Source organism: Flavobacterium sp. SORGH_AS_0622, from assembly GCF_030818825.1.
GTDB lineage: Bacteria > Bacteroidota > Bacteroidia > Flavobacteriales > Flavobacteriaceae > Flavobacterium.
This window is the reverse complement of sequence record NZ_JAUTAX010000001.1, coordinates 685,568-710,821: the sequence shown is the minus strand read 5'-3', so window position 1 is coordinate 710,821 and position 25,254 is coordinate 685,568. Positions and strand designations below refer to the sequence as shown.

Annotated in this window: 25 protein-coding genes, 2 tRNA genes and 1 pseudogene; 16 read left to right on the top strand and 12 right to left on the bottom strand. The window is 33.6% G+C overall.

Annotated elements, in window-relative coordinates; genetic code table 11:
- Positions 1 to 40 precede the first annotated feature (40 nt).
- A complete protein-coding gene (locus QE431_RS03080; RefSeq protein ID WP_057117259.1) occupies positions 41 to 1,231 on the top strand; it encodes a pyridoxal phosphate-dependent aminotransferase in 1,191 nt (396 codons plus the stop codon).
- Between the two features lie 60 nt (positions 1,232 to 1,291).
- On the opposite strand, the gene QE431_RS03075 is transcribed toward QE431_RS03080, so the two are convergent.
- Complete coding sequence (locus QE431_RS03075) at positions 1,292 to 2,350, bottom strand: serine hydrolase (protein WP_307292415.1); 1,059 nt, start codon at positions 2,348 to 2,350, stop codon at positions 1,292 to 1,294.
- A gap of 203 nt (positions 2,351 to 2,553) precedes the next feature.
- Here QE431_RS03075 and QE431_RS03070 point away from each other — a divergent pair, with 203 nt between their 5' ends.
- From QE431_RS03070 to QE431_RS03040, 7 genes are all read left to right on the top strand, one after another.
- A complete protein-coding gene (locus QE431_RS03070) occupies positions 2,554 to 3,009 on the top strand; it encodes a PA2169 family four-helix-bundle protein (RefSeq protein WP_057117264.1) in 456 nt (151 codons plus the stop codon).
- Positions 3,010 to 3,180: 171 nt separating this feature from the next.
- Positions 3,181 to 3,414, top strand: coding sequence for a hypothetical protein (locus tag QE431_RS03065; RefSeq protein ID WP_307292411.1), 234 nt, complete (start codon positions 3,181 to 3,183; stop codon positions 3,412 to 3,414).
- Positions 3,415 to 3,421: 7 nt separating this feature from the next.
- On the top strand, positions 3,422 to 4,639 hold the full coding sequence (locus QE431_RS03060; protein WP_307292408.1) for a hypothetical protein: 1,218 nt from the start codon (positions 3,422 to 3,424) through the stop codon (positions 4,637 to 4,639).
- A gap of 119 nt (positions 4,640 to 4,758) precedes the next feature.
- Entirely contained in the window at positions 4,759 to 6,633 is a 1,875-nt protein-coding gene (locus QE431_RS03055) for a U32 family peptidase (protein ID WP_134139411.1), read from the top strand.
- A 470-nt stretch (positions 6,634 to 7,103) separates the two neighbouring features.
- Positions 7,104 to 8,279 carry a formate-dependent phosphoribosylglycinamide formyltransferase gene (gene purT, locus QE431_RS03050; protein WP_307300492.1) on the top strand — a complete coding sequence of 392 codons (1,176 nt, stop codon included), beginning with the start codon at positions 7,104 to 7,106 and terminating at the stop codon, positions 8,277 to 8,279.
- Between the two features lie 2 nt (positions 8,280 to 8,281).
- Positions 8,282 to 8,599, top strand: coding sequence for a DUF6370 family protein (locus QE431_RS03045; protein WP_307292405.1), 318 nt, complete (start codon positions 8,282 to 8,284; stop codon positions 8,597 to 8,599).
- The gene (locus QE431_RS03040) at positions 8,599 to 9,174 is read left to right on the top strand and encodes a Crp/Fnr family transcriptional regulator (RefSeq protein ID WP_029273234.1); all 576 of its coding nucleotides are present in this window, start codon (positions 8,599 to 8,601) and stop codon (positions 9,172 to 9,174) included. The genes QE431_RS03045 and QE431_RS03040 overlap by 1 nt, the downstream gene beginning before the upstream one ends.
- 142 nt (positions 9,175 to 9,316) lie before the next feature.
- On the opposite strand, the gene aceA is transcribed toward QE431_RS03040, so the two are convergent.
- Positions 9,317 to 10,597, bottom strand: a complete 1,281-nt coding sequence (gene aceA / locus QE431_RS03035) for an isocitrate lyase (protein WP_307292400.1) — start codon at positions 10,595 to 10,597, stop codon at positions 9,317 to 9,319.
- Between the two features lie 132 nt (positions 10,598 to 10,729).
- The gene (aceB, locus tag QE431_RS03030) at positions 10,730 to 12,331 is read right to left on the bottom strand and encodes a malate synthase A (protein WP_307292397.1); all 1,602 of its coding nucleotides are present in this window, start codon (positions 12,329 to 12,331) and stop codon (positions 10,730 to 10,732) included.
- Positions 12,332 to 12,539: 208 nt separating this feature from the next.
- Between aceB and QE431_RS03025 the strand changes: the two genes are divergently transcribed.
- The 4 genes from QE431_RS03025 (at position 12,540) to QE431_RS03010 (ending at position 16,298) form a co-directional block, all read left to right on the top strand.
- Positions 12,540 to 14,021 (top strand): helix-turn-helix domain-containing protein, encoded by a 1,482-nt coding sequence (locus tag QE431_RS03025; RefSeq protein WP_307300489.1) that lies wholly within the window; start codon positions 12,540 to 12,542, stop codon positions 14,019 to 14,021.
- Between the two features lie 6 nt (positions 14,022 to 14,027).
- Complete coding sequence (locus QE431_RS03020; protein ID WP_307292394.1) at positions 14,028 to 14,387, top strand: hypothetical protein; 360 nt, start codon at positions 14,028 to 14,030, stop codon at positions 14,385 to 14,387.
- A 380-nt stretch (positions 14,388 to 14,767) separates the two neighbouring features.
- Positions 14,768 to 15,484 (top strand): pirin family protein, encoded by a 717-nt coding sequence (locus QE431_RS03015; protein WP_057117293.1) that lies wholly within the window; start codon positions 14,768 to 14,770, stop codon positions 15,482 to 15,484.
- A gap of 280 nt (positions 15,485 to 15,764) precedes the next feature.
- Positions 15,765 to 16,298: a YceI family protein gene (locus tag QE431_RS03010; protein ID WP_057117295.1), complete on the top strand. Its 534-nt coding sequence runs from the start codon at positions 15,765 to 15,767 to the stop codon at positions 16,296 to 16,298.
- 203 nt (positions 16,299 to 16,501) lie between these two features.
- On the opposite strand, the gene QE431_RS03005 is transcribed toward QE431_RS03010, so the two are convergent.
- Entirely contained in the window at positions 16,502 to 17,365 is an 864-nt protein-coding gene (locus tag QE431_RS03005) for a helix-turn-helix domain-containing protein (protein ID WP_307292389.1), read from the bottom strand.
- 163 nt (positions 17,366 to 17,528) lie between these two features.
- Between QE431_RS03005 and QE431_RS03000 the strand changes: the two genes are divergently transcribed.
- Together QE431_RS03000 and fabD are read left to right on the top strand one after the other, a co-directional pair.
- Positions 17,529 to 17,891 (top strand): DUF983 domain-containing protein, encoded by a 363-nt coding sequence (locus tag QE431_RS03000; RefSeq protein ID WP_057117300.1) that lies wholly within the window; start codon positions 17,529 to 17,531, stop codon positions 17,889 to 17,891.
- Positions 17,892 to 17,963: 72 nt separating this feature from the next.
- Positions 17,964 to 18,839, top strand: coding sequence for an ACP S-malonyltransferase (fabD, locus tag QE431_RS02995; RefSeq protein ID WP_307292385.1), 876 nt, complete (start codon positions 17,964 to 17,966; stop codon positions 18,837 to 18,839).
- 95 nt (positions 18,840 to 18,934) lie between these two features.
- Here the strand turns inward: fabD and QE431_RS02990 are convergent, their stop codons facing one another.
- The 5 genes from QE431_RS02990 to QE431_RS02970 form a co-directional block, all read right to left on the bottom strand.
- A complete protein-coding gene (locus tag QE431_RS02990; protein WP_307292382.1) occupies positions 18,935 to 19,261 on the bottom strand; it encodes a hypothetical protein in 327 nt (108 codons plus the stop codon).
- Positions 19,246 to 19,440, bottom strand: a complete 195-nt coding sequence (locus QE431_RS02985; protein ID WP_134139401.1) for a hypothetical protein — start codon at positions 19,438 to 19,440, stop codon at positions 19,246 to 19,248. Before QE431_RS02985 ends, QE431_RS02990 begins: the two co-directional genes overlap by 16 nt.
- Positions 19,441 to 19,636: 196 nt before the next feature.
- The gene (galE, locus tag QE431_RS02980) at positions 19,637 to 20,650 is read right to left on the bottom strand and encodes a UDP-glucose 4-epimerase GalE (RefSeq protein WP_134139399.1); all 1,014 of its coding nucleotides are present in this window, start codon (positions 20,648 to 20,650) and stop codon (positions 19,637 to 19,639) included.
- A 13-nt stretch (positions 20,651 to 20,663) separates the two neighbouring features.
- Positions 20,664 to 21,104: a nuclear transport factor 2 family protein gene (locus QE431_RS02975; protein ID WP_307292375.1), complete on the bottom strand. Its 441-nt coding sequence runs from the start codon at positions 21,102 to 21,104 to the stop codon at positions 20,664 to 20,666.
- Positions 21,105 to 21,107: 3 nt separating this feature from the next.
- The gene (locus QE431_RS02970) at positions 21,108 to 22,241 is read right to left on the bottom strand and encodes a DegT/DnrJ/EryC1/StrS aminotransferase family protein (RefSeq protein WP_307292372.1); all 1,134 of its coding nucleotides are present in this window, start codon (positions 22,239 to 22,241) and stop codon (positions 21,108 to 21,110) included.
- A gap of 132 nt (positions 22,242 to 22,373) precedes the next feature.
- Between QE431_RS02970 and QE431_RS02965 the strand changes: the two are divergent.
- Positions 22,374 to 23,604, top strand: a pseudogene (locus QE431_RS02965) (3-deoxy-D-manno-octulosonic acid transferase).
- 350 nt (positions 23,605 to 23,954) lie between these two features.
- Positions 23,955 to 24,170, top strand: coding sequence for a hypothetical protein (locus QE431_RS02960; RefSeq protein WP_057117327.1), 216 nt, complete (start codon positions 23,955 to 23,957; stop codon positions 24,168 to 24,170).
- 122 nt (positions 24,171 to 24,292) lie between these two features.
- Here the strand turns inward: QE431_RS02960 and QE431_RS02955 are convergent, their stop codons facing one another.
- The 3 genes from QE431_RS02955 to QE431_RS02945 form a co-directional block, all read right to left on the bottom strand.
- Positions 24,293 to 24,676, bottom strand: a complete 384-nt coding sequence (locus QE431_RS02955; protein ID WP_057117330.1) for a hypothetical protein — start codon at positions 24,674 to 24,676, stop codon at positions 24,293 to 24,295.
- A gap of 262 nt (positions 24,677 to 24,938) precedes the next feature.
- Positions 24,939 to 25,024: transfer RNA gene (locus QE431_RS02950), tRNA-Leu, on the bottom strand.
- Between the two features lie 14 nt (positions 25,025 to 25,038).
- Positions 25,039 to 25,111 (bottom strand) — tRNA-Gly (locus QE431_RS02945).
- Positions 25,112 to 25,254 lie beyond the last annotated feature (143 nt).

The following is a 25,254-nucleotide window of genomic DNA, read 5'->3' as shown; positions in this document are numbered from 1 at the left end:
TTAATTAAAGTTGAAATTAAGGACATTCAAAATTTTTATAATGAACCATATTCTTTCAGACAGAATTAACAACCTTGCGACATCACAAACTTTAGCAATGGCTGCTTTGGCACGCGAATTAAAAGCGCAGGGAAAAGACATTATCAGTTTAAGTTTAGGTGAACCTGACTTTAATACACCAGACTTCATTAAAGAAGCAGTAAAAAAGGCAGTCGACGAAAATTACAGCACATATTCTCCAGTAGAAGGTTATTTAGAATTGAGAGAAGCAATCTGCAGAAAATTCAAAAGAGACAACGGATTAGATTATAAACCAACTCAAATCGTAGTTTCTACAGGAGCAAAACAATCTTTATACAACATTGCACAAGTAATGTTAAATGATGGTGACGAAGTTATTTTACCAGCACCATACTGGGTTTCTTATTTCGAAATCGTAAAACTTTCTGGCGGAGTTCCAGTTGAAGTTCCAACATCTGTAGAAACAGATTTCAAAATTACACCAGAGCAATTAGAAGCTGCTATCACACCAAAAACAAAAATGATGTGGTTCTCTTCTCCTTGTAACCCTTCAGGATCTGTGTACAGCAGAGAAGAATTAACAGCTCTAGCAAAAGTTTTAGAAAAACACCCAAATATATATGTAGTTGCCGATGAGATTTATGAGCACATCAATTTCTCGGGAACTTTCTGCAGTATCGGTTCAATTCCAGGAATGTTAGACAGAACAATTACTGTAAACGGAGTAGCAAAAGCATTTGCTATGACAGGTTACAGAATTGGTTACATAGGTGCCCCAGAATTCATTGCAAAAGCGTGTACAAAAATTCAGGGGCAAGTAACATCAGGAGCAAATTCTGTGGCTCAACGTGCTACAATTACAGCTGTAGACGCAGATCCAAGTGTATTAAACCACATGGTTCAAGCTTTCCACACACGTAGAGATTTAGTTGTTGGATTACTAAAAGAAATTCCAGGAATTAAAATCAACGTTCCAGAAGGTGCATTTTACGTTTTCCCAGATGTTTCTTCTTTCTTCGGAAAAACTTTAAAAGGAACTGAGATTAAAGATGCAAACGATGTTTCGATGTATCTTTTAGCAGAAGCAAACGTGGCAACTGTTACTGGAGACGCTTTCGGAAATCCAAATTGTATTCGTTTCTCTTACGCAACAAGCGACGACATTTTAAAAGAAGCATTACGCAGAATCAAAGAAGCTTTGACTGCTTAATATACTATCTCATAAGTAAAAAATTAAAAAGGGTATTTTTTTAAAATACCCTTTTTAATTTTAATCTATTAAAAGTGAAGCAACAGCTGTTGTAATTAAAGTTGGAGAATTACATTCACAATTACTCAAACCAATAACATAAATTTGTTCAGAAGGTTCGTAAATCCCCATCGATTTAAAACCAAAAATACTTCCTCCATGTTCGCGCACGACTTTATCTTTTATTTTTTCTAAGTGCCAGCCATATCCATAATCAATCTTTGTCCCATTATTTAATTGATAATTAGTAAAAGCTTTTTCAGTAAATTCAGAACTTAGTAATACATTCTTATTAAGAGCATTTTGCCATTTTAGCATATCATCTACATTAGACATTATTGCACCCGTTGCATAAGGAATAGAAAAACTAATATAATTTTTATTTACATAACTTTGTTTATCACGGTAACCTGAAACCCTGTTTTTAATTATTCTCTCATGACTAGCATATAAAGTATTATTCATTCCTATTTTCCTGAAAATGCATTCACTTATAAAATCACGATATGTTTGTCCCGATACAATTTCGATAATATAACCTAAAAGGACATATCCAGAATTGCAATACTTATATTGTTCTCCAGGCTTAAAATCAATTGGTTCATCTTTAAAAAAGTCTACCAATTCTTTTGGGGACAAATCTTCTCTGGCAATATTTTTTACAGATTTCATACTTGTAAAATCTTTAATTCCAGAAGTATGAGTAAGCAAATGATGTATTTTAATTACATTTCCATTTGTTGGATAATCTGGAATAAATTTTGTGATTTCATCGTTCAAATTGAGTTTCCCTTGCTCCGCCAGCATTAAAACAGAAATGGCTGTAAACTGTTTAGTAATTGAACCTATTTCAAAAATAAACTCTGGTTTCATTTTAACATTCAGTTCCAAATCTGCCATTCCAAATGCTTTTCTGTATACCACTTTTCCGTTTTTTGCAGCCAAAAAAACAGCTCCGGGAATTTCAGGTTTAAATTTTGCAGTTATAATACTATCAATTTTAGCCTCTAGTTTTTGAGAAAAAACACTCGAACTGAAAACTAAAAATAAAGCGAGAACGTATTGTAATAATGATTTCATTTTTTTATTGATTAATGATTGATAACCTTTTGACGACGTAAGTCATTTTTTGGTTACAACATCTGCTAATTTGTAAAAATCGAAAAAATATAACTTTCAAAATTCCCATTCCACAATATTGTAAAACCTCAGCTATAATCCTGTAAAACAGACGCTTTATATTTTCCCAACTTTGTAATGTATTAATTTAAAAACTATTAGTCATGATACATACAGATGAAACCACAAAAGAAGCAGTTAAAACTTTAGAAGGATTAATTTCAATTCTTGAAGACGGAAAATTAGGATATACCAACGCTGCAGAGCACGTAGAAAATCCAGCAATGAAAACTGACTTTCTAGAATATGCTAGAGAAAGAGCTTTATTTATTGTTGAATTACAAGATGAGATCAATAAATTAGGAAAATCAACAGATACTTCTGGCGGTGGACCATTAGGAGCCTTACATCGTGCATGGATTGATATTAAATCATCATTTACAGGAGGAGATACAGAAGCTATCATTAATGCTTGCGTTACAGGTGAAGAAGCTGCAATTGAAAAATACAAAATGGCACTCGAAGAAAACCATCTTGAATACAGCCAAGTTTCAGTTGTTTCAAAACAATTAAACAGTATTCAAAACACATTATCACAAATTAAAATGAGAGCGAATTAATCGATTGATTCATGCTTTTTTTGAGAACTATCCGGTCTTCTGGCTGGGTAGTTTTTCATTAGAGTTTTTTTTTACTTTTAAATTCTTATTTATAATGAATAAAAATTTAACTTTAAGTTTCATCATTTATAAAATAGATATTATATATTTGACACAAATAATTGATACACTATGAATAATTTATTTGATTTACCAACTAAAATGTTTTTCGTTTTTAAGTTGCTTTATGATCAAGTTAAAACTATCAATGATTTAATGATAAAAAGTGATGACGAAAATTTAGAGAAATTACTTGAAAGACCTGAAGATAAGGTTAAATTTCAAAAGGCGATAGATGAGGTAATGAAAGATTCTATCTCTAAAGACATTACATTAAACGGAAAAAATATTACTATTTCAATTTAATTCGTAAGTGAATATTAACATTGCATTTAATACCATTATTTACATAATGGTATTTTTATTTCCAGGAATATTATTTAGAAGAGCTTTTTTTTCAGGTGATTTCAACAAACATTTCGAATCAGGTAATACTTTTGAACGTTTGTTATGGAATATGCTAACTAGCATATTAATGTTAGTCGCTTTTTGTTTATCTATCCATTTTTGCAATCTTCTTCTTCCTTTTAAAATAGAATTCGATCTTAAGACATCCGACATAACAGATACATTTACTTGTATTTATGAAAACAGGCTTCCAACATTATTTATTTCTGAAACCAGAATAATACAAACTATTAGTTTGTTATTTTCGATTTATTCTTTTTCAATTCTATTAGGTTTTTTTTCAAATAGAATAATTTTTTATTTAGGATTAGAAAAACGCTTTTCAGTTTTACAATTTCAAAATAATTGGCATTATTTGACAAATTCAAATAAACAAAATAATATTAGTCATTCCATAAAAGACATTTATTATACAAAAGTTGATATTAAAACAAAAGCAGAAGAGCTATTTACTGGAAAACTACACGTGATCTCTTATGATAAAGAAGGTAAAATCGAAGCAATTACATTGCAAGAAGCTTACAAATTTTACAGATTATCAATTGTAAATGACTTAGAAAAAATAAATGAAATAAAACAAGCTCTATCTGACAACGATCCACACATAATTTTCCATTCTGAAACTGCAAATAACTTTATATATAGAAAAAGAATAAAAGGGGATTTATTTACAATCTTTAATAACGATTTAGAGAATATTTCTATAACATATATTAAAATTTCAAATTTTTATGAGAAATTTCAAAAAACAGTTAAAACAATACTTTCAATTATTATTTTATCAGCAACTATTTTCTCAATATCATATGCTATTTGGGATTTCAAGTTTATCCCTTTTTCAAGTTACTACAAAAGACTAACTTTTTGCATTACATCTCCCTTGATATTAATTCTGTTAATTTTACTCTTGATTTCAATTTTTGACAGGAAGCTTTTAATTGAAAATCGAAAGAAATATAAAAACCAAATTAAAGAAATATTCTGTATACTAATTTTGCTTTCTCTTCCATATCTTTATATTTTTGACATTTTTAGATTTATTTTTACATTAATAATTATAATAATTTACTTATTAGCACTTGGAAAAATATTAGGAAGTCAAACTGAAAAGTCTGATGCCTAGTTTTTATTAAAATGCTAACAATTTCAAAAAAATCCCTCCATCATTAGCAAACTCGAAATATTTATAAGAACTTTGCAAACTTTTTTCCGTGAATACCACAAAAGCCTAAAGTTCTAAAAATGAAGAAGAAAATTGAAATATTAGCTCCTGCTAAAGATTTAATTGGAGGAATGGCCGCCATAAACAGTGGCGCCGATGCAGTTTATATTGGTGCACCCCAGTTTGGTGCGCGTTCTAACGCCAACAATTCTATTGAAGATGTGGCGGCTTTGGTACAATATGCGCATTTATTTAATGCTCAGGTTTTTGTTGTAATGAATACCATATTGTACGATAACGAACTGGAAACGTGTCGCTCCATGATTTGGGAATTATACGATATTGGTGTCGATGCCCTGATTATTCAGGATATGGCGATTATGGAAATGGACTTACCTCCTATCGTACTTCACGCCAGCACACAAGCCAATAATCGTGATGCCGATAAAATTAAATTCCTTAAAGATGCTGGAATTAAACGTGTGGTTTTAGCACGTGAATTGAACCTGCACCAAATTAAAACAATTTACGATCATGCTGATGTTGAGTTAGAATTTTTCGTAACTGGAGCTTTATGTGTTTCATTCAGCGGGAATTGTTATATGAGTGTAGCCAACGGAGAACGCAGCGCCAACCGTGGTTCTTGTGCGCAAAACTGTCGTTTACCGTATAACTTAATCGACGGAAACGGAGAAACTTTAATTAGAAACAGTCACTTACTTTCGATAAAAGATTTAGATATTTCAGAACAAATTCCGAATTTGATTGAAGCCGGAATTGTTTCTTTTAAAATTGAAGGAAGATTAAAAGATGTTGTTTATGTTAAAAACAACGTTTCTTACTTGCGTCAAAAACTAGACAGCTTTTTAGAAGGAGCAGGAAGCGAAAAATACATGAAAGCTTCTTCTGGAACTTGTACGTATACTTTTGATTCTTCCCTAAGCAGAACTTTCAACCGTGGTTATACTGATTATTTCGTAAACGACAGACACAGCTCGATTGGTTCTTGGGAAAGCCCAAAATCTAAAGGCCAGTATATTGGTAAATTGATCAGAACTGTTGGAAATGCATACGAAATCGAAAACGGCGAATTACTAAACAACGGTGACGGGCTTTGTTTCATCAATGAAAACAACGAAGCCGACGGAATCTATGTAAACAAAGCCGAAAACGGCAAAATATATCCAAACGTTTTAAAAGAAGTTAAAGATGGAACTTTCATCTATAGAAATAACGACGCCGCTTTCATCAAAATTGTAGAAAGAGAAGACAGTGCGGTTCGTAAATTAAGTACCACTTTATTACTTACTGAAACAGAAACTGGTTTCGAATTAATCGCAACCGATGAAGACGGAAATGTAAGCACCGTTACTTTAGAACACCCAAAAGAACAGACTAAAACAGGCGAATCAATCGAAGAAAATATAAAAACACAATTGGCAAAAACAGGTTTCACACCTTATACTGCTAATGAAATCAATATTATGTTTTCTCAAAACTGGTTCCTTCCTATTTCAAAAATCAACGAAATGCGAAGAACTGTTTACGATCAGTTAACCGAAATTCGTTTGGCAAATTACAAACGCGAAGAACACCAATTGGTAAAAACGTCACATCCGTATCCTGAAACAAAATTAGATTTCATGTACAATGTTTCAAACAAAACAGCTCGTAAATTCTACGAACGTCACGGTGTTACCGAAATCGAAAAAGCATTTGAATTACAATGGGATCCAGGAAAATCTCGTGTAATGACAACCAAATACTGCATCAAGTACGAATTAAAAAAATGTCCGATACATCAAAAAGATATAGTGGGTGTTAAGGTAAAGGAACCATTGGTACTAAAACAAGGTGAACTTGAATATAAACTAAAATTCAACTGTAAACCCTGCGAAATGGAAATCTGGGAAAAAGATGCAGAATTTGAGATTGAAGAAGATCATTTTCATTAAAATACAAACCGATACTTTTTAAAAGAAGTATCGGTTTTTTATTTTGGGCGTGCCCCTCCGGGTCGGGCTATCCGTTACAAGTCCTCGCACTTCCTTCGTCAGGCTGTGGGCTTTCCACTTCTATCCCTCACGCAAACGGTTTCAGAAGAACTTTTACGTTTATAATCACCAGAATCTTGTCATTTCGATCCCGAGGCTTCGGGAGAGAAATCTTCGCAATTAACTCCGTTCCAATAAGCCAATCTTTGTAGAGCTACTCGTGGAGATTTCTCTCCCGAAGCCTCGGGATCGAAATGACAAACTGTTTGCTTAATTAATATAATAATTAAATAAAATCTTTTCAATCTGCAAAATCTGCGTGAAACTCTTTGCAATCTTTCTTTCACTTAAAAAAAACTTTGCGTTCTTCGCGTAATTCTTTGCGAACTTTGCGGTTAAAAGCATTTTTCTGTACTTTTACTACTCAAACAATACAACACTCCAAAATGAAAATACTACTCCTGGGTTCAGGCGAATTAGGCAAAGAATTTGTCATTGCCGCACAACGAATCGGACAAACCATAATAGCTGTTGACAGTTACGAAAATGCTCCGGCAATGCAAGTCGCTCACGGATTTGAAGTCATCAATATGCTTGACGGCGAAGCACTGGACCGAATCGTAGCCAAACACAAACCCGATTTTATTGTTCCAGAAATAGAAGCCATTCGCACCGAACGTTTTTACGATTACGAAAAGCAAGGAATCACAGTTGTTCCTTCAGCGAAAGCGGCAAACTTCACTATGAATCGTAAAGCAATCCGTGATTTAGCTTCAAAAGAATTAGGTTTAAAAACAGCCAAATATCAATACGCAACATCTGCAGAAGAATTACAAAAAGCCGTTCAGGAAGTTGGAATTCCGTGTGTGGTAAAACCTTTGATGTCTTCATCAGGAAAAGGGCAATCGACTATAAAAACAGAAAGTGATATTGAGAAAGCATGGCAATATGCCGTTGCAGGTTCGCGTGGCGATGTTATCGAAGTTATTGTAGAAGCTTTTGTAGATTTTCATTCTGAGATTACGCTTTTGACGATTACTCAAAATGGAAATCCAACTTTGTTTTGTGCTCCAATTGGGCACCGACAAGAACGTGGCGATTATCAGGAAAGCTGGCAGCCGGCACAAGTTTCTGAAGCTGATTTGTACGAAGCACAGGATATGGCCGAAAAAATCACGGAAGCACTTGGAGGCGCAGGGCTTTTTGGCGTTGAATTCTTTTTAACCAATGAAGGTGTTTATTTCTCTGAACTTTCTCCTCGCCCACATGATACTGGAATGGTAACTTTGGCCGGAACGCAGAATTTTAACGAATTTGAATTGCATTTACGTGCAATTTTAAGTCTTCCAATTTTTGAAATAACCTTAGAAAAAGCCGGAGCAAGTGCCGTAATTTTAGCATCAGAAGATTCAAAAAATCCAACTTTCAGCGGAATCGAAAAAGTCGCCGCTTTACCAAAAACTGATTTCAGGATTTTTGGAAAACCAACTTCAAGACCCTACCGCCGAATGGGCGTTGTTTTAGCGAATGATTCATTAATAACCCCAATTGAAGAAGTGATAGAACGTGCCAAAGAAACCTCCAAATTAATAACCGTAAATTCTTAAAAATGAAAAAAGCACTATTTATAGTATTCCTATTTATCGGAATCGCAACACAAGCTCAAGATAAAAAAACAGCCGAAAAAACGCAAATTGTAGAAACCGCTTGTGGCGAATGCCAATTTGGAATGAAAGGAAATGGCTGTGATTTAGCGGTTCGCATTGACGGAAAACCTTATTTCGTTGACGGAACAACAATTGATGAACATGGCGACGCACATGCAAAAGATGGTTTTTGCAATGCAATCCGCAAAGCTTCGGTTACTGGAAAAATAGAAAACAATCGTTTTAAGGCTACTTCATTCACTTTGATAAAACAAAAATAATGGAGTTAATTCTTGAAAACATAGCCAAACATGTTTCGCTAACTCCTGAAGAGCAGGCGCTTTTTTTATCTAAACTCGAAACTAACACATACAAAACCAAAACTATTTTATTAAGTGCCGGAGAAGTTTGCAAACACTCTTATTTTGTTAACTCCGGAATTTTAAGAAGTTTTAATATTAACGACAATATCGTTGAACACGTTTTATCTTTTGCCTGCGAAGGCTGGTGGATGAGCGATATGTACAGTTTTTTTTCGCAAAAACCGGGACAGCTTTTTATTGAAGTTTTAGAAGACGCAGAAGTGGTTTCTTTATCTAAAGAAAATCAGGAACAATTGTATTTGGAGATTCCAAAACTGGAACGCTTTTTTAGAATTTTAATAGAAAATTCATTGGTTGCGAATCAGCAAAGATTAATGGACAACTTAAGTTTACCTGCGGAAGAGCGTTTCGAAAAATTCAGTAAAAAATACGGAACCTTAATTCACAAAGTTCCTCAGAAACAAATTGCGTCTTTTATTGGAGTGACGCCAGAATTTTTCAGTAAAATGAAAGCGAGGCTTTTGAAGAAATAAAAAATAATTTCTGCATTAAGACATTAAGTTTCATTAAGAGAAAGGCTTAATCTTCTTCATAATACCAACACTTAACTCCCTTAATATCTTAATAGTGAAAAACAAAAAACCAGTTCAATGTTGAACTGGTTTTTCTTTTGAATTAAAATTGCTCAACCTCTGTAGAATGTTTCATCGCTGTTATGGTTGATTTTCCTATCATTACGGTATTTTGAACCGCATCAAAATAAGACGTTCCCACAAACGCTTGGTGTTTTACCGCTCGGAATCCGTTTTTCTGTAAAGCAAATTCACGTTCCTGTAACTCAGAATATCCTGCCATTCCTCGTTCCTTATACGCTTTTGACAATTCAAACATACTGGTGTTCAAAGCATGGAATCCTGCCAAAGTAATAAATTGGAATTTATAACCCATTGCAGCCAAATCTTCCCTGAACGTTTCCATTTCCGCAACTGATAATTTTGCAGCCCAGTTGAAAGAAGGAGAACAATTGTAAGCCAGCATTTTATCGGGAAATTCTTTTTTCATCGCCGTCGCAAACTTTCTCGCATAATCTAAATCTGGATTACTGGTTTCCATCCAAATTAAATCAGCGTAGGGTGCGTAGCTCAAACCTCTTGCAATTCCCTGATCAATTCCGTTTTTAACGTAGAAGAAACCTTCGGCTGTTTTTTCGCCAGTTAAAAACTTTCTGTCTCTTGGGTCTGCATCGCTCGTTAATAAATTGGCAGCATCAGCATCGGTTCTTGCTACAATTAAAGTCGAAACGCCCATAACATCAGAAGCCAAACGTGCTGCAATTAATTTATTGATCGCTTCCTGTGTTGGCACCAAAACCTTTCCGCCCAAGTGCCCGCACTTTTTAGCAGAACTCAACTGATCTTCAAAATGCACTCCAGAAGCCCCAGCTTCAATCATTGATTTCATTAATTCGAAAGCATTTAAGTTTCCGCCAAAACCTGCTTCGGCATCAGCCACAATCGGAACCAAATAATCTTTTTTATCTTCAACTTCATTCACAGTTTGAATCTGATCTGCGCGCAATAAAGCGTTATTAATCTTTTTTAGTACCATCGGAACGCTGTTTACTGGATAAAGCGATTGGTCTGGGTACATTTCTCCCGCCAGATTTGCATCAGCAGCAACTTGCCAGCCACTCAAATAAATCGCCTCTAAACCCGCATCAACTTCTTGAATCGCCTGATTCCCAGTTAACGCGCCCAATCCCGCAACATAATCCTGACTTTTTAACTTTCTCCATAATTTTTGGGCTCCCATTTTGGCAATAGAATGCTCAATTTGATACGAACCTTGAAGTGTAACTACTTCTGCAGCAGTATAAGGACGTTCAACACCTTTCCATCTCGGGTTCGTGATCCAATCGTTAATCAATTCCTGAATTCTGTCTTCTGTTGTTTTCATAAATAGTTTAGTTAAAGTGGTTAGTAAAGCATTTTATTCAATTAAAAATTTTGAATTAAAAATTAAAAATCTGTGTTATCTGCTAAATCTGCGCGAAACATTTTTAATTTTTAATTCTAAATTTTTAATTCTTTATAAATATTTGTAGCAGGGAATAGTCAAGAAATCAACGAAATCAGCATTTACAACTAATCTTTCCAGTACTTTTTCAGCCAATGAAAATTGTTGTTTTTCGTGATTTTCTTCTCCTAATTCCTCTTTGATTTTTCTGAATTCATCTAAAGCCAATTCATGATAGTAAGCCAAATCTAATTTTCGTCCATTATCTAAAACCACTTTATTTTGAAGCCATTGCCATAATTGCGATCTTGAAATTTCTGCAGTTGCTGCATCTTCCATCAAATTATGCAAAGCTGCCGCGCCTTGACCGTTCAGCCATGAAGCCAGATACAAAACTCCTACGTTGATATTTTTGCGAACGCCGTTTTCAGTGATTATTCCGATTGGTGGTTCAATCAAATCTGCTTCTGTAATTTTACGATGTTCTCTTTTAATATGAATCTGGTTGGGAGTTGGCATTCCTTTATCAAAAATTTCTTTTGCCAGAGAAACCAAATCCGGATGCGCTACCCAGGTTCCGTCGTGACCATTTCGAACTTCGCGTTCTTTATCGGTTTTCACTTTCGCGAAAGCGATGGAATTAGCTTCTTCATTATTTCGAATCGGAATCTGCGCTGCCATTCCACCGATGGCGTGAATACCTCTTTTATGACATCTTTGGATAACCAAATTGGAATACGCATTCATAAAAGGCGAAGTCATATTTACCTGATCGCGGTCTGGAACAATGAATTTTGGATTTTTTCTAAACTTTTTGATGTAAGAAAAAATATAATCCCAGCGCCCACAGTTTAAGCCAACAATATGTTCCTTCAATTCGTAAATAATTTCATCCAGCTGAAAACTTGCCGTAATCGTTTCAATTAAAACTGTCACTTTTATCGTTCCTCTTTTCAGCTTCAAATAATCTTCGGTAAAATCAATTACATTGTTCCACCAGCGTGCTTCTAGATAATGTTCTAATTTCGGAATGTAGAAATATGGTCCCGAATTGTTTTCTAAAAGTCGTTTATGATTATGAAAAACATATAAACCAAAATCAACCAAAGAACCTGAAACTTCTTTCCCTTCAATTAAAAGATGTTTTTCTGGCAGATGCAAACCTCTTGGACGCACAATTAGTGTTGCCGTTTTTTCATTTAAATGATACGATTTCTGTTTCACCAAATCAGTAAACGTGATTGTTTTACTTACTGCGTCAATTAAATTCAGCTGACCTTCCATCAAATTTTGCCAGGTTGGCGAAGTGCTGTCTTCAAAATCGGCCATAAAAGTTTTTGCTCCCGAGTTCAAAGCATTGATAATCATTTTGCGATCAACAGGTCCGGTGATTTCTACTCTTCGATCCAACAAATCTTTCGGAATTTCACCTGCTGTCCAATTTCCTTCTCTGATGCTTTTGGTTTCCGGAATAAAAACCGGCATAATTCCCTGATCAAAAGTGACTTGTTTTTGGTCGCGCTGCAAAAGCAATAGTTTTCGCTGTGATTCGAATTTTCTATGCAGTTCAGTTATAAAAGCAATCGCTTCTTCTGTCCAGATCTTTGGATAACGAAGCTTTTTTTCGGCTAAAAACTCCATCGCCTTTTCGGTAATTTCTAATTGGTTTTTCATAGCTGCTGATTTTTATTTTAATTGGTCAGCTATGCAATCGCTTAGTCTATTTTGCCTTCCAAAAGACAATATTTTAATTAGCGATGTCATAGCTAATAAGTTTTACACTACAATGTTACAAAAAGTTTTTTATAAAAATAGCGAACGTTCGCTAAAATTTAAAAATATTTTTTTGGCGATTATTTGTAAATCAGTTACATTTGATATTATGGATATCGAAAAAGACTATATAAAGCTGATATTTGGGCTTAAACTCAAGCAAGTCAGAACTCAAAAAAATCTTTCTCTTTTTGGCTTAGCCAAATTGACGAATCTTTCAAAATCGTATTTAAACGAAATTGAAAAGGGAAAAAAATATCCAAAAGCAGACAAAATTTTGCTTCTATGCAAACATTTGGATGTGAGTTATGACCAAATGGTGTCTTTAAAACTAGATAATAACCTGGCTCCTATTGGCGAAATTCTAAAATCTGGAATTCTAAAAGAGATTCCGCTTGACCTTTTCGGAATTCAGGAAGCGGATTTAATAGATATTATTGCTAATGCTCCAGCCAAAGTCAATGCGTTTATTAGTACCATAATAGAAATTGCACAGCATTATAATTTAAGCCGTGAAAGTTTCTTTTTAGCCGCTTTACGATCGTATCAGGAAGCGCATAGCAATTATTTTGAAGATTTAGAAGAGAGAGTAATTGCGTTTTCTAAGTCGTTTCAGATCAATCTCGATTCAAAAATTACTATTGAAGAATTAGAAGCGATTTTAAAAGAAGAATACGAATACACTATAAAAGAAATTGCTTTTACAGATCAGGAAGCTTTGGGCGATTTGCGTTCGATTTATGTTCCGAAAAGCAGAACTTTACTACTTTCAACAGAACTTGACGCTCCGCAGAAAGCTTTTATTTTAGCTAAAGAAATTGCTTATAATTATTTAAAAATTTCAGATCGATTATTGACATTCAGCTGGATTAAATTTGAAAATTTCGATCAGGTTTTGAATAATTTTTATGCTTCGTATTTCGCGGGCGCTTTGTTATTGCCGAGAAAATTGGTTGTAGACAAAATCAATAATTTCCTAAATAATGAAAAGCCAAATCCAGAAGAATTTGTTTCTTTAATTGAAAGTTTCGAAGTTTCTCCAGAATCGTTTTATCAGCGCTTAACGAATTTATTACCGAAAGATTTTCAGTTGAAAAATTTATTCTTTTTAAGAATGTCACATCCTATTGGCTCGGATGTTTATCAAATTAAAAAAGAATTACATATTACGAATCAGCAAGAACCTCACGCTAACGAAACCAATGAGCATTATTGCAGAAGATGGGTTTCGGTTAAAACCATAAATGAAGCCATAAGACAAAATAAACCGCATTTTTTTGATGCTCAAATCTCGAGTTATGTACATAGCGGGAATGAATATTTAGTCTTTTCATCGGCAACAAAAGACCCTTTTGTAGAAAATAATATTAGAAGCATTTCAGTTGGAATTTTAATTAATCCGACGATGAAAAAGAAATTTAAATTCATTGAAGGAAAGCCACTTATTAAGCGAATTGTTGGTGTCACTTGTGAAACTTGTGATGTCAAAAACTGTCTCGAAAGAGCTGCACCGCCGATTGCCCTGGAAATGAAAAAACGCCATGACAACACAGATTTTGTTGTACAGCAGTTTATTAATCAATATAGTTAGAACGTTATGAAATATTTTGCTTTGACAATAACGCTGTTTCTTATTAGCTTCAATCAGGAGACAGACAAACTTACCGGACGTTATAATTATTTAATTGAAGACGAAAATGTCTATATCCAAAAAGATAAAATTACTTTTAAGGATAGTGTTTTTGTCTTTGATAACAAGTTTATGCCAAAAGGAAAAATTTCTTATGGCAATGTAATATTGTTAGACAATTTCATCAATACTGATTTAATTATAAGTATCACAAAAGATCAAATTAAAAAAGATACTATTGAATTTTTCATGCATGATAAGAAAAGTTCAGCTGCGAATTATCTGGATGAAGTGGTTGGGAAAGGGAAATTGATTAAAATTAAGTAATAGGAGTTTTTTTAAAAAATCTCGCAAAGACGCGAAGTCGCAAAGTTTTATTTCACTTTGAATATAATTACCTAAACATATCTTCTCACAATCTTGTCATCTCGACGAAGGAGAGATCTCACTAGAAACTCCTATCCTATAATCTTCAATCTTTGTCGAGCCACTTGTGTGATCTCTCCTTCGTCGTGATGACAAACTGTGTGTTAGACGCACTACTGTGCGCCTCTACCTTAAAACCTTTGAACCTCTGCAACTTTGAGCCTTTGCACCTAAAATCTAAAAACCTCAAAACCCCAAAAATCTTTCTTAATCTAGATTAAGTGCTTTTCCTTGGCCTTGGCGGTATCTTTGTACTATAAAAATAACAAAACACATAGGTCATGGAAAATATAGTATTACATAAAGCAGAAACAAGAGGAAACGCAAATCACGGATGGCTTAATGCTTATCATAGTTTTAGTTTTGCAAGCTGGTACAATCCGGATAGAATTCAGTTTGGAGCACTTCGTGTTTTGAATGACGATACAATTGCGGGCGGAATGGGTTTTGGAACACATCCTCACGATAATATGGAAATCATTACGATTCCATTAGAGGGCGATTTGGCGCACAAAGACAGTATGGGAAATACTGAAATCATTAAAAATGGTGATATTCAGGTAATGAGTGCCGGAACTGGGGTACAGCACAGCGAGTTTAATCCGAACGCAGATCAACAGACTAAATTGTTGCAAATCTGGTTGTTTCCAAATAAAAGAAACGTTGCGCCGCGTTACCAACAAATTACTTTGGATGTTGCGGACAGACATAATAAACTTTCTCAGATTTTATCTCCAAATGCAGATGATGACGGAGTTTGGATTCACCAAGACGCTTGGTTCAATATGGGTAATTTTGACTCAGGTGTATCTACTGAATACACAATCAAAAAAGAAGGAAATGGCGTTTATGCTTTTGTTTTAAAAGGAAACGTTACCATCAACGGTCAGGAATTAAACACTCGTGATGCAGTTGGAATTTCAGGAACTGACATTTTAAAAATTCAAGCCAATACAGATGCTGAATTTTTATTGATGGATATTCCGATGAACTATTAATTCAAACAAAAAACAATTAATACCTGTACTTGGAAACGATAATAAATCTATAAATCAGATTGTTATCGTTTCTTTTTTTTGTAATTTCAATAAATAAAGAAAAAAGTCTCCCGCAGATTTTGCAGATTTTATCTGTGAGAAAAACTTATATCTCAACCTAGATTTTCGTAAAAGAAATTACCTCATTTTTTATTTCTTAATCTAGGTTAAGTGCTCAAAGAATACTCTCACCGTAACTTTGTCCTATCAAAATGAAATTAATTATTTAAAAAATAAAATTATGGCAACTACAAAATGGTCAATTGACCCAACTCACTCAGAAATTGGTTTTAAAGTTAAACACATGATGTTTACAAATGTTTCAGGAAAATTTGGAACATACGACGCTACAATTACTACAGAAGGAGACAACTTCGAAAATGCAGCAATTGAATTTTCTGCTGATATCGCTTCTGTCGATACTGCAAATGCAGACAGAGACGGGCATTTAAGAAGCGGCGATTTCTTTGATGCTGAAAATCATCCAAAATTAACTTTCAAGGCAACATCTTTCAAAAAAATCAATGAAGGAAGCTATGAAATTACTGGAGATTTAAACATTAAAGGCGTTTCTAAAAGCGTAACTTTTCCTGTAGAATACAGCGGAATCTTGACTGATCCTTGGGGAAATACAAAAGTAGGTTTAAGCATAGAAGGAAAAATTAATCGTAAAGATTGGGGTTTAAACTGGAACTCAGCTCTTGAAACTGGTGGTGTTTTAGTAGGCGAAGAAGTTCGTTTGAACATTGAATTACAATTTGTAAAACAAGCTTAATACTTTATAATAGGTTTTAATTTGGTTGGTTAAGAAGCCTGCACCTTTTCTCGGGAGTGCAGGCTTTTTTTTAGGTTTGCCACAGATTAAAAGGATTATTAGGATTATAAATCTGTGAAAATCTTTTTAATCTGTGGCAAAAATATTTCACCTTTAGAGAGAACAAATCCGTGGAAATTTGTGCAATTCGTGGCGAAAAAAAATCAGCGCACTGTATTTCTAAATTCTGTTGGGGACATTCCAGTTTGTTTTTTAAAAAATCTGGAGAAATACGAGTAATCTTCATAACCTACTTTAAAAGCTACTTCGTTTACAGCTAATTGTTTATCGATCAACATTCTTTTTATTTCCAAAATTACGCGGTCTGTAATCACTTCTGTGGCGGTTTTTTGGAGGATTTCATTACAGATTCTGTTTAAATGTTTCAGGGTGATATTTAGTTTTTCTGCATAAAAAGATGGCAGTTTTTCCGTTCTGAAATATTTCTCTAAAAGCGATTCAAATTTATTGATTTTGATATTGTAAGAATGAGTCTGGTGCGAATAGGTTTCACCGTATTTGCGAGCAATTTCGATATGAATCGAATCCAACAAATTCAACATTTTGTCGAGCTGATACTTTAAATTCTCATTATTTTCCTGTATAAGCAGATCAAAATAAGGCTGGATTTTCGGAATTTCATTTTCTTCAAAAACTATTTCTGGTCGATTATGAATAGAATGATAAAAATTATATTCGTTTATATTTTTCTGTCTGAAGTATAAATTGTACAATTCCTGCGAAAAGATAATCACAAAACCTTCAATATCTTCAGATAAACTCCAATGATGCATTTGTCCTGGCTGCAGCACAAAAAGACTTCCTCTTTTGATTTCAAATTGATCAAAATCTATCTCGTGCAATCCTGAACCTTTCGTAAAAAATACCATTAAATAGGAATCGTGACGGTGTGGTTCTTCGACAAAACTGTGACTTTTTAGATGCTCTTTAAAAGTATTCACATAAAAATCTCGGTGAACATCATTACAGCTAAAATTCTGAACACTATAAATTGGATATTTCTTCATGCGCTATTAAATTTTAGATTGTAGATTGCAGATTTTGGAATTTGGAATTTGGAATTTGAAAACTCAAACAAAATGTCTTTATTGTGCTATAAGTAGCGAAGATATAAAAAAGACTTTTATCCTGCTCTATATTACCTTTGTATAAATAAAAAATAACAAGATCATGTCAAATGCATTAACTCATATTTTAAGTAACGAATGTCCTGTTTGTCATAAAGGAAAAGTGTTTACAGACAAAAATATATTTTTGACTTTTGGACTTCCAAAAATGAATGAATACTGCAGTCACTGCCATTATAAATTCCAAAAAGAACCTGGCTATTTCTTTGGCGCTATGTATGTAAACTACGGATTAACAGTCGCTCAGGGTATTGCAACCTATTGTGTTGCACAGTTTTTCTTTGAAACAAATTTCGATTTAAGAATCATTCCGATTATTGCAATTGTTATTACTTTGCTTACTTCTTTCAACCTGCGATTTTCAAGATTAGCATGGATTTATATGTTTAAGGACTATACGAGCTAAAAAAATACTATTTTTGCCTTCCAATTGAAACTAATTTTCAATTTTAAAAAAAGTAAAAATTAAATTAGACAAATGAAAGCATACGTATTTCCAGGTCAGGGCGCACAGTTTACAGGAATGGGCAAAGACTTATATGAAAACTCGGCTTTAGCCAAAGAATTATTCGAAAAAGCTAACGAAATTTTAGGCTTTAGAATTACTGATATCATGTTCGAAGGCACTGCCGAACAACTAAAAGAAACTAAAGTTACACAGCCTGCTGTATTTTTACACTCTGTTATTTTAGCTAAAACTTTAGGCGAAGATTTTAAACCAGAAATGGTTGCAGGACATTCTTTAGGAGAATTTTCAGCTTTGGTTGCCAACGGAACTTTATCTTTTGAAGATGGTTTAAAATTAGTTTCTCAACGTGCTCTTGCTATGCAAAAAGCCTGCGAAATTACCCCATCTACAATGGCAGCAGTTTTAGGATTAGCTGATAATGTTGTAGAAGAAGTTTGTGCTTCTATCGACGGCGTTGTAGTTGCAGCAAATTATAACTGCCCAGGACAATTAGTAATTTCTGGAGAAACTGCAGCGGTTGAAAAAGCTTGTGAAGCCATGAAAGCTGCGGGAGCAAAACGTGCTTTAATCTTACCTGTTGGAGGAGCTTTTCACTCGCCAATGATGGAACCGGCAAGAGAAGAATTAGCAGCTGCAATTGAAGCAACTACTTTCTCTACTCCAATTTGTCCGGTTTACCAAAACGTAACTGCAAATGCTGTTTCGGATGCAAATGAAATTAAAAAGAACTTAATTATACAATTGACTGCTCCTGTAAAATGGACTCAATCGGTTCAGCAAATGATTGCTGACGGCGCTACTTTGTTTACTGAAGTTGGCCCAGGAAAAGTATTAGCTGGTTTGATTAACAAAATTGATAAAGAAGCTGTTACTACGAATGCTTAATTTTTAAGTATTCAGTTTTCAGTCGCAGTTTTCAGTTTGAAACTATACTTATAAAAAATCCTCATAAATATTAATTTATGAGGATTTTATTTTTTCTATAGCTCACTAACTTCTAAACTATTATTATTTATAATTGCTGTTATTAAATAACTTTGATCTCTTTTTTCAAAAAACACGTACCAAGTTGTTCTGGCATTGGGTTTATAAAAAATATAATTTAAACCTAAATACTGAAGTGATTTTGGAGTTTTCTTATGTGAAATTTTTTTTATTCGTTCAGGAATCGCATCATAAATATGTGAAACATACTCTTCAGCAGATTGAATAAAACCAAAATATTCTTTTTTATACATAGTGACAACTAAATCATCAAGATAATGAATGACACTTGAAGTATAAATAACTTCTATTTTCCCCACCATTCTCTGATTCTTCTAATTGATTCCGCTTTTGCCTCTTCCGGTGTAAATCCTTTTGCAAACTCGGCATCAAAATCAAAAGTCTCTCGATCTATTCCTTTAAACTTAGGCTTCTGAACTTCGTATTCAACTCTGGGTTCTTCAACCTTATTGTTTTTTTTATTTTCTTCTTCCGAGTCCATAATTCCTACATTTTTAATCTTACAAATTTACAAAATAAATCGGAACAAAATAAAAATCCCAAATAATCTAAATTGATTATTTGGGATTTTTCACTTATTGTTAGACGCACTGCAGTGCGTCTCTACAGAATATATTTGTAAAATTTGGGTTTTTATTATATCGTCAGAAACTGAAAACTGAGACTGAGACCGAAAACTACGAACGAACTTTTTGCTCCCATTTCCAAGCGCTAGCCATTGCTTCGTCTAAGCTTAATTCTGCTTTCCAGCCTAAAACATTGTTTGCTTTATCTGTGTTTGCGTAAGCTTCAGTGATATCACCTTCGCGGCGCGGTTTAATTACGTATGGCAATTTTTTATCGCTTACTTTTTCGAAGCTGTGAATTACTTCTAGAACTGAACTTCCTTTTCCTGTTCCTAAATTAAAAGTTTCAACTTTCGCCAAATTCTTTTTGTCGAACAAACGCTTTAACGCAATAACGTGTGCTTTTGCCAAGTCTACAACGTGAATGTAATCACGAACAGCTGTTCCATCTGGAGTTGGATAATCATTTCCAAAAACCGATAATTCCTGACGCAATCCTACTCCTGTCTGTGTAATAAAAGGAACCAGGTTTTGAGGAACTCCTAATGGCAATTCCCCAATTTCAGTTGAAGAATGTGCTCCAACAGGGTTAAAATAACGCAATAAAATAGCGCTTATATTAGTTACTTTCGCAGTATCTGTAATAATCTCTTCTCCAATTTGTTTAGTGTTTCCATAAGGAGACATTGCTGTCTGCACAGGAGCATCTTCTGTAATTGGCATTTTTTCGGCTTGACCATAAACCGTACAAGATGAGCTGAATATAAAACTCGCCTCTGGTTTTTGCTGTAATTCTTGTAAAAGATATACTAAACTGCTAATGTTGTTTTCATAATACAACAAAGGCTGCTCAACACTTTCACCAACTGCTTTTGAAGCCGCAAAATGAATAACCCCAGTAACATCGTTATGTTTTTTAAAGAAATCCCGAACGGCACTTTTTTCTCTTAAATCAATTTTTTCGAATAAAGGCGTTTTTCCTGTTATCGCGGTAATTCCTTTTAAAACATCTTCTGAAGAATTCGAAAGATTATCGATTATCACAACTTCGAAGCCTTCATTTTGCAATTCGACTACCGTGTGAGAACCAATAAACCCTAATCCTCCTGTTACTAATACTTTCATTTTGTGGTTGTTTTTATGTAGTTAATTTATGAGCCTGCCTTGCAATAAGGATCCATTTATTTTTTTGCTTTTGCCAAACAAGCATTATTCCTATTTTAATATCTCTATCAATGCCATCATCTTTGATATGAGCCGCCAGGACATGTCGAACTATAGCAACATCACCTTGAATAGTTATAGTCTGATTCTGAAAATCGATAGATACAAAATCAGATTTCCCACTAACTATTCCCTCAATAAATTCAGCTTGATTTTGAAAATTACCATTTGAGTGGACATAATTTAACTTATCTGAAGTTAATGCCTTCAATTTCGCACCATCAGCATCAATCATTGCCTGACGCAAAATTTCAACTTGAGTACTAACAGCATTTTCTTCTTTAGCATTTGTTTTTTGAGCAAAAACCGAATACTGAACAAGAATCATCAAAATTAAAAGGCTTAATTTCTTCATAATTTATTTATTCAGAAATTCTAAAACAGAATCGGTTATAAATTTAATCTGCTCGTCATCAAGTTCTGTATGCATTGGCAAAGCAATTACTTCCTGCACTAATTGGTTTGTAACTGGAAATTGATCTTCTTTATAACGAGGATCTACATATGCTTTTTGCGAATGCAATGGAATTGGATAATAAATTGCACATGGAATTCCTTTATCTAATAAATGCTGCATTAGAGCATTTCTATCTGCATCTAAAATTCTTAATACATATTGATGAAAAACGTGATCATTTTCGTTTGCATCAAAATCTGGCGTAATGATATGTGCATTTCCAGCGAAAGCTGCATTATATTTTGAAGCCGCTAAACGACGTGCTTTATTGTACTCGTCTAACAAAGGTAGTTTTGCATTTAAAACTCCGGCCTGAATACTATCTAAACGTGAATTTACACCCACAACATCGTGATGGTAACGTTCGTACATTCCGTGATTTACAATTCCTCGGATGATGTGCGCTAATTTATCATCGTTGGTAAAAATTGCTCCACCATCTCCATAACAACCTAAGTTTTTAGAAGGAAAGAATGAAGTCGCAGCAACATGACCAATTGTTCCCACTTTTGATTTTGTTCCAGATTTAGAAACATAATCAGCACCAATAGCCTGCGCATTATCTTCAATTACATATAAATTATGTTCGGCTGCAATTTCCATGATAGCATCCATGTTGGCAGCGCGTCCAAATAAATGTACTGGAACAATTGCTTTAGTTTTTGGAGTAATCGCTTTTTTAACTGCTTCGATATCGATGTTCATATTATGCAAATCAACATCAACTAAAACCGGAGTTAATTGCAGCAAAGCAATAACCTCAACAGTTGCGGCAAAAGTAAAATCGGCAGTAATAACTTCATCGCCTGGTTTCAAATCTAATCCCATCATCGCAATCTGAAGAGCATCTGTTCCATTTGCACATGGAATTACATGTTTAGCTCCTAAATAGTCTTCAAGATTTTTTTGAAACTGATGAACCAAAGGTCCGTTAATATAAGTATTTGTATCTAAAACCTCTTGAATTGAAGCGTCTACAGTAGATTTTATTTTTTCGTATTGACTTTTTAAGTCAACCATTTGTATTTTTTTCATTTTCGATATTTTATTTAAAAAGCCTTTCTATTAAACCAGAATGCCAGAAAGAAGGAACAAAAATAGTTATTAATACCTTCAAACCAATGAAAATAAACGAAAGAAATGTAATTTAGCTGCAAAAATTACTACATGCTTTTTTTATATAATTTAGCCGTTTCTTTAGCAGCGTTTTTTCTTAAAATAATTGCACTTTTTAGTCCGAAAATTAAACTTTTTGTTGAAGGCCGGAAAAATGTGTTTTCTATTTTAGAAGAAAAAATCAAAGCAGATGACAAGACCATCTGGTTTCATTCAGCTTCATTAGGCGAATACGAACAGGGACTTCCTGTAATAGAGAAAATCAAAGAAAAATATCCTTCACACAAAATTATTGTTACTTTTTTTTCACCTTCAGGATATGAAGTACGCAAAAACAATACCGTTGCCGATGTCACTATCTATCTGCCTTTGGACACAAAAAGCAACGCTAAAAAGTTTTTAAAATTAGTTCATCCCGAATTGGCGTTCTTTATTAAATATGAGTTTTGGCTCAACTATTTAAAAGAATTAGAAAAAAGCAAAACTCCAACTTATTTGATTTCTGGAATTTTCAGAGACAATCAAATGTTCTTTAAATGGTATGGCGGATTTTATAGAAAAGCATTAAAAGCTTTTACTTTCTTTTTTGTTCAGAATGAAAGTTCCAAACAAAAAATAGAATCAATCGGATTTACTAATGTTATTGTTTCCGGCGATACTCGTTTTGACCGTGTTGCTGCAATTTTAGAAAGAGATAACAAACTTGGTTATATTGAAAATTTCAAAAATAATCAGCCAGTAATTGTTTTTGGAAGTTCTTGGCCAAAAGATGAAGTTTTAATTGCCGAATATATCAATCAAGCACCAGAAAATGTAAAATTCATCATTGCTCCTCACAATATAAAAGCAGATCAAATCGCTGAGCTTAAAGCACAAATTACAAAATCAACGATTTTATTTTCTGAAAAAGAAAATAAGGATTTATCAAAATACGATGTGTTTATAATCGACACCATTGGGCTTTTAACTAAAATATACAGCTACGGTACAATTGCTTATGTTGGGCGGCGGATTTGGTAATCCTGGAATTCATAATATTTTAGAACCTGCTGCTTTTGGAATTCCAATTGTTATAGGCCCTAACTATTCTAATTTTGCAGAAGCCGTTTCGCTTGTGGAATTGCAAGGATGCATGGTAATTTCTAATACAGTTGAATTAAAAAAGACTTTCGACCAATTACTATCTGATAATGAATTATTTACAAAAAAGAGCAGCATTTGCAAATCATTTATTCAAGATAATAAAGGAGCCACAGAAACTATCATAAAAACCATTTCGTAATTGTTTTTATTCCAAAATTGGTCGCGATTATATCTTTTTTATGATAATTAAACCCATAAAAACATATTTTAAGTTTAATTAACCAAACAGAATAATCCTTAAAAAACAAAATAAACCATAACAAACGGAATTAAAAGAGCCAAAAGAGCGATAGAATTTTCAACAAAAAATAAATTAGACAAAACATACAATAATATAATTTATTTTTGTTAATTTGGCATATTATTTGATAACTAAGATAATCGTGAGTAAGGAAAATATTTTAAAAAAAAAGTGAAAAAATATTTTACATATTAAAAAATTTATATCTTTGCCACGAATTAATAATTAACCTTTTATAATAAAGTAAGATGAAAAAAGTATTTTTAAGTTTAGCTGTTGTTGCTGTTTTAACTGTTGTATCTTGTAAAAAAGCTGACGCTGCTGCTTCAGAAGCTGCTGTAGATTCTACTGCTGTTACTGTTGATTCAGCTGCTGCTGTTGTTGATTCAGCTGCTGCAACTGTTGATTCTGCTGCTGCTAAAGTTGATTCAGCTGCTGCTAAAGTAGAAGAAGTAAAAAAATAATTAGAACCTAGTTTCTAACGATTTTAAAACCATCTTTTCAGATGGTTTTTTTTATGATCAATTTTCACAGAATTGATTAGCTTCATAAAAAAAAAGCGCTCACTATTGTGAACGCTTTTTTTTTATTCTATTACTTCTTCCAATTCTTCCTCAGTCTCCTCATCATCAAAGATCAATTCATTTGAAGAGAAATCCAAAATTTCCGATCTGGAAGCATAAGTTACAATTTCCTTAATTCCTTTCTGCAAAAGCAATTCTGTACTGTATTTACGGCTTGTCGCAAATTGAGCATCACCAAGCATCAATTTAAAAAAATACTTCCCGCCAGAGCCTTTAAATTTCAAAAACTTTGCAAGTTCAATATTCGCTTTAAATTTCTCAATATCTTCCTCACACTCAAACCTCAATTCATAACTCAGACTTGTAAAAATAACCTTCCCTTTTCGCGAAGTAAATGTAAATTTATATTCATCGTTAAAACGCCTACTGATTACAAAAGCACCCATTTATAATTTTAGATTTTAGATTGGAGATTTCAGATTCTTAGATTCTTAGATTCTTAGATTCTTAGATTCTTAGATTCTTAGATTCTTAGATTCTTAGATTCTTAGATTCTTAGATTCTTAGATTCTTAGATTCTTAGATTCTTAGATTCTTAGATTCTTAGATTCTTAGATTCTTAGATTCTTAAAAATAAATTTACTTCGTAAATTTATTTTTTACAAGTTTACACAATAAAAAAAGCCTCTTCAAAAGAAGAGGCTTTAGTACTCAGAGCGGGACTTGAACCCGCACGAACATTGCTGTTCACTGGATTTTAAGTCCAGCGTGTCTACCAATTTCACCATCCGAGCATTATATGATTTTGAGCGAAAAACGGGGCTCGAACCCGCGACCTCGACCTTGGCAAGGTCGCGCTCTACCAACTGAGCTATTTTCGCGTTTCAAATTCTATTTAAGAACTCTGCAATACTTGACTTGTTTCGTATTGCGAGTGCAAATTTAGGACATTTATTCAATTACACAAGCATTTTTTTTAAAAATATTTTACTTATTTTATAACTTTCTGATAACCTAAACTTTA

Bases quoted from the DNA above. Each gene is read 5' to 3' on its own strand.
- QE431_RS03055 (WP_134139411.1), top strand. From the start codon at position 4,759: ATGAAGAAGAAAATTGAAATATTAGCTCCTGCTAAAGATTTAATTGGA.
- QE431_RS03080 (WP_057117259.1), top strand. From the start codon at position 41: ATGAACCATATTCTTTCAGACAGAATTAACAACCTTGCGACATCACAA.
- QE431_RS02990 (WP_307292382.1), bottom strand. From the start codon at position 19,261: ATGGTGGGGAAAATAGAAGTTATTTATACTTCAAGTGTCATTCATTAT.
- QE431_RS03010 (WP_057117295.1), top strand. From the start codon at position 15,765: ATGGCAACTACAAAATGGTCAATTGACCCAACTCACTCAGAAATTGGT.
- QE431_RS03045 (WP_307292405.1), top strand. From the start codon at position 8,282: ATGAAAAAAGCACTATTTATAGTATTCCTATTTATCGGAATCGCAACA.
- QE431_RS02975 (WP_307292375.1), bottom strand. From the start codon at position 21,104: ATGAAGAAATTAAGCCTTTTAATTTTGATGATTCTTGTTCAGTATTCG.
- QE431_RS02960 (WP_057117327.1), top strand. From the start codon at position 23,955: ATGAAAAAAGTATTTTTAAGTTTAGCTGTTGTTGCTGTTTTAACTGTT.
- QE431_RS03070 (WP_057117264.1), top strand. From the start codon at position 2,554: ATGATACATACAGATGAAACCACAAAAGAAGCAGTTAAAACTTTAGAA.
- QE431_RS02985 (WP_134139401.1), bottom strand. From the start codon at position 19,440: ATGGACTCGGAAGAAGAAAATAAAAAAAACAATAAGGTTGAAGAACCC.
- aceA (WP_307292400.1), bottom strand. From the start codon at position 10,597: ATGAAAACAACAGAAGACAGAATTCAGGAATTGATTAACGATTGGATC.
- QE431_RS02955 (WP_057117330.1), bottom strand. From the start codon at position 24,676: ATGGGTGCTTTTGTAATCAGTAGGCGTTTTAACGATGAATATAAATTT.
- QE431_RS03040 (WP_029273234.1), top strand. From the start codon at position 8,599: ATGGAGTTAATTCTTGAAAACATAGCCAAACATGTTTCGCTAACTCCT.
- galE (WP_134139399.1), bottom strand. From the start codon at position 20,650: ATGAAAGTATTAGTAACAGGAGGATTAGGGTTTATTGGTTCTCACACG.
- QE431_RS03000 (WP_057117300.1), top strand. From the start codon at position 17,529: ATGTCAAATGCATTAACTCATATTTTAAGTAACGAATGTCCTGTTTGT.
- QE431_RS03015 (WP_057117293.1), top strand. From the start codon at position 14,768: ATGGAAAATATAGTATTACATAAAGCAGAAACAAGAGGAAACGCAAAT.
- QE431_RS03065 (WP_307292411.1), top strand. From the start codon at position 3,181: ATGAATAATTTATTTGATTTACCAACTAAAATGTTTTTCGTTTTTAAG.
- QE431_RS03075 (WP_307292415.1), bottom strand. From the start codon at position 2,350: ATGAAATCATTATTACAATACGTTCTCGCTTTATTTTTAGTTTTCAGT.
- aceB (WP_307292397.1), bottom strand. From the start codon at position 12,331: ATGAAAAACCAATTAGAAATTACCGAAAAGGCGATGGAGTTTTTAGCC.
- QE431_RS03025 (WP_307300489.1), top strand. From the start codon at position 12,540: ATGGATATCGAAAAAGACTATATAAAGCTGATATTTGGGCTTAAACTC.
- QE431_RS03005 (WP_307292389.1), bottom strand. From the start codon at position 17,365: ATGAAGAAATATCCAATTTATAGTGTTCAGAATTTTAGCTGTAATGAT.
- QE431_RS02970 (WP_307292372.1), bottom strand. From the start codon at position 22,241: ATGAAAAAAATACAAATGGTTGACTTAAAAAGTCAATACGAAAAAATA.
- fabD (WP_307292385.1), top strand. From the start codon at position 17,964: ATGAAAGCATACGTATTTCCAGGTCAGGGCGCACAGTTTACAGGAATG.
- QE431_RS03020 (WP_307292394.1), top strand. From the start codon at position 14,028: ATGAAATATTTTGCTTTGACAATAACGCTGTTTCTTATTAGCTTCAAT.